Here is a 3,040-nt window from a genome sequence, read left to right on the forward strand (position 1 = left end):
AGCGCGACCCGCGGGTCGCGGCGCAGGTTGCGGGCCTTGCGGGAGCCGGGGCCGGTGAGGATCGCGATGTGGTCGCCGTGCGTGTCGATCCAGACCGGGACGGAGTGCGGGGCGCCGTCGGGCAGGACGCTGGCGAGGTGGGCGACCGGGGTGCCGTCGAGCACGCGGCGCACGTCGGGGTCGAGCATCATCGCTGGACCTCGTAGTGCAGATGGGTGACACCCGGCGCCGGGACGGCTTCGACGAGGCGCAGGCGCACGTGCCCGGGCAGCGCCTGGAAGAAGGGGCGGCCGCCGCCGAGCAGGACCGGCACCTGATGGAGGATCACCTCGTCGACGAGCCCCGCCCGCAGCGCCTCGGTGACCACGCCGCCGCCCATCAGGCCGACGTCCTTGCCACCGGCGGCCTCGCGTGCCGCCGCGATCGCTTCCTCGATGCCGGTGGCGAGGGTCTGCCGCTCGGTCAGCTCCGGCACTTGCCGGTGGCTCAGGACGAACAGCCGGGCCGCCGGGTGCGGGCTGCCGCCGCCGAACCGGTCGGAGTCCTCGTAGGTGTTGCGCCCGGCCACGATCGCGCCCACACGTCCGGCGAGAGCGTCGAAGATCCGGGCGCTTGGCTCGCTCAGCTTGAACCCGTCGAACACCCGGCTGGGCGTGTCGCCGTCGAAGTACCAGTCGAACAGCATCGTCCCGTCGCCGAGTCCGCGCCCGGCGCCGGGACCGCGACCGGTGATGTACCCGTCGACCGAGACCGCGTGGGCGCTGATGACCTTGCTCATCTCCGTCATCCTTCCGAAGTTCCTTCAAGAGACGCCACGACCGTAGCAGTCAAAGTTCCCTAAGGGAACCCCAGTTGCTAGACTGCGTCCATGCAGCGCACGAACTTCGGCGAGATGGTGTGCTCGATCGCGCGCACGCTCGACGTCATCGGGGAGCCCTGGTCACCGCTGATCCTGCGGGACGTCTGGGCCGGGCTCACCCGGTTCGAGCAGATCCAGGCCGACCTCGGCATCTCGCGCAAGGTCCTCACCGAGCGGCTCAACCACCTCGTCGAGCACGGGGTGCTCGAGCGCCGCTCCTACGACCGGCGACCGCGCCACGAGTACGTCCTGACCGAGAAGGGCACCGAGCTCGTCGACCTGCTCATGGTCATGGCCCGCTGGGGAGACACGTGGCTCGCCGGCAAGGCCGGCCCGCCGGTCCTCTACCGCCACCACGCCTGCGGTGAGATCAGCAAGGGCGACCTGCGCTGCGCCCACTGCGGCGAGCCGATGCACGCGGCCGACGTCGACCTGCTCCCGGGCCCCGGCGCGGCCGGGTGAGGCAGGTGCCCCTCAGAGCGTGCGGCTGCTGAGCACCACGGACTGGTCGATCTTCCACCGGCCCTGCATGACCAGCGTGTAGCGGTGCCGCTCGAGCACCGTCCTGCCGTCCTTGAAGGCGTACTCCACGGTGGCTTCGACCCCGTTGTCGGACACGCCGTTCACGTCGGAGACCCGCACGCTGCGGACGTTGGCCCAGAACGTCTGGTAGCCGCCGTAGCCGCCGGCCGGATGCTGTTGGTATCTCGGGGTGAGCCAGGTCCAGGCGGTCGGCAGGTCGGCCGGCATCAGCGCGTAGTAGTCGATGATCGTCGACGTCGGCGTGCTCGGCGGACCGGGCGGACCGGGCGGTTGGGTGATCGTGGTCGGCGCCGGGGCGCGGGTGGTCGTGGTGGTGACGGGCGCGGTGCTGGTCGGTGGTGACGGTTGCGTCGGGGTGGTGGTCCGCGGCTCCGCCGGGGAGGTGCCCGCCGGTTGCGCCGTTCCGCCGGTCGGGTCGGGCCGGTTGAGCACCGTGGTCAGCACGACGGCGGCGATCGCCGCGAGCACCACCGCGGTCGCGATCAGTGCCCTGACCCGGCTTCGGCGCGACGCGTGTGCGGGCACGGACGCGCCGACCGGCGCGGTGTCGGGTGCGGTGTCCTCGGCCGGTGGCGACTCGAGCGGTCGGGTGGCGGTCGGGGTGGGCTGGTGTGCCAGGGTGACGAGCTGGTCGCGGACCTCGGCCATGGCCGGCCGTCCGTCGGGGTCGGCGCTGAGCATCCTGGTGAGCAGGTCGGTCATCGGGCCGGCGTGGCTTGGTGGCACCAGATTGCCCGAGGCGACCCGGTGCAACATGGCCATCGCGTTGTCGGTCGACCCGGCCGGCGGCGAACCCTCGATCGCGGCGTACATGGTGGCGCCGAGCGAGTAGACGTCGGACAGGTAGCCGGCCCGCCGGCCCTGCGCCACCTCCGGCGACAGGTAGGCGGGGGTACCGGCGATGAGCCCGCTGCCGGTCGCGGTGACGTCCTCGACCGCGCGGGAGATGCCGAAGTCGGTGAGCTTGGCGGTGCCGTCCGGGCCGAGCAGCACGTTGCCCGGCTTGACGTCGCGGTGCACGACGCCGGCGGCGTGCGCGGTGTCGAGCGCGGCCGCGAGCTGCGCGCCGATCCGGGCCGCCTCCGGCACCGGCAGGGTGCCGCGTTCGCCCAACACCTGCGCCAGGCTCCTGGACGGCACGTACTCCATGATCAAATAGGACTGGTCGCCGTCCTCGACCACGTCGTACACCGCGACCGCGTGCGGGTGCTGCAGCCGCGCCGCGTTGCGGCCCTCGCGCATCGCGCGGCGCTTGGCCTGCACGGTCTGCGGCCCGGTCAGCTCGGCCGGCGGCAGGATCTGCTTCACCGCGACCTGACGGTGCAGGCGCTCGTCATAGGCCCGCCAGACCACCCCCATCCCACCGGCGCCGATCCGCTCGGCCAGCCGGTACCGCCCGGCAACCAACCGGTCCTCGTCCTCCACCACAACGGGTTTGCCAGCCAGGCCGCGATGAAACGGCGACCTTGTCAATTCGCCCTGGCCCGGCATAGCGTCAGTCGTCCGCCACCACTCCGATGGGAGGTGTTCGATGAAGATCGAGGTCAAAAAGCTCGAACAGGTGATCGCGACGTCCCGCAAGCCCAGCTGAACTCCTGGTGTGCGCTCCGGTCGTCGACCCGCCGCGCCGGGTTCGAC

The 3,040-nt window shown here is 71.9% G+C and carries 4 protein-coding genes; 1 reads left to right on the top strand and 3 read right to left on the bottom strand.

The annotated features are described in order from the left end of the window. Both VGX25_RS01165 and VGX25_RS01170 read right to left on the bottom strand, forming a co-directional pair. Positions 1-188 (bottom strand): pyridoxamine 5'-phosphate oxidase family protein (locus VGX25_RS01165; protein WP_326915608.1); only part of this gene is annotated, 188 nt, incomplete at its 3' end. Beyond that, on the bottom strand, positions 188-778 hold the full coding sequence (locus VGX25_RS01170) for a dihydrofolate reductase family protein (RefSeq protein WP_326915609.1): 591 nt from the start codon (positions 776-778) through the stop codon (positions 188-190). The genes VGX25_RS01170 and VGX25_RS01165, both read right to left, overlap by 1 nt. Positions 779-868: 90 nt before the next feature. Between VGX25_RS01170 and VGX25_RS01175 the strand changes: the two genes are divergently transcribed. Continuing rightward, positions 869-1,321, top strand: coding sequence for a helix-turn-helix domain-containing protein (locus VGX25_RS01175; RefSeq protein ID WP_326915610.1), 453 nt, complete (start codon positions 869-871; stop codon positions 1,319-1,321). Between the two features lie 12 nt (positions 1,322-1,333). Here the strand turns inward: VGX25_RS01175 and VGX25_RS01180 are convergent, their stop codons facing one another. Continuing rightward, positions 1,334-2,827, bottom strand: a complete 1,494-nt coding sequence (locus VGX25_RS01180) for a serine/threonine-protein kinase (RefSeq protein ID WP_326915611.1) — start codon at positions 2,825-2,827, stop codon at positions 1,334-1,336. Between the last annotated feature and the right edge of the window lie 213 nt (positions 2,828-3,040).

This window comes from Actinophytocola sp. (assembly GCF_035942955.1).
In the GTDB taxonomy this organism is placed as follows: domain Bacteria; phylum Actinomycetota; class Actinomycetes; order Mycobacteriales; family Pseudonocardiaceae; genus DASYTH01.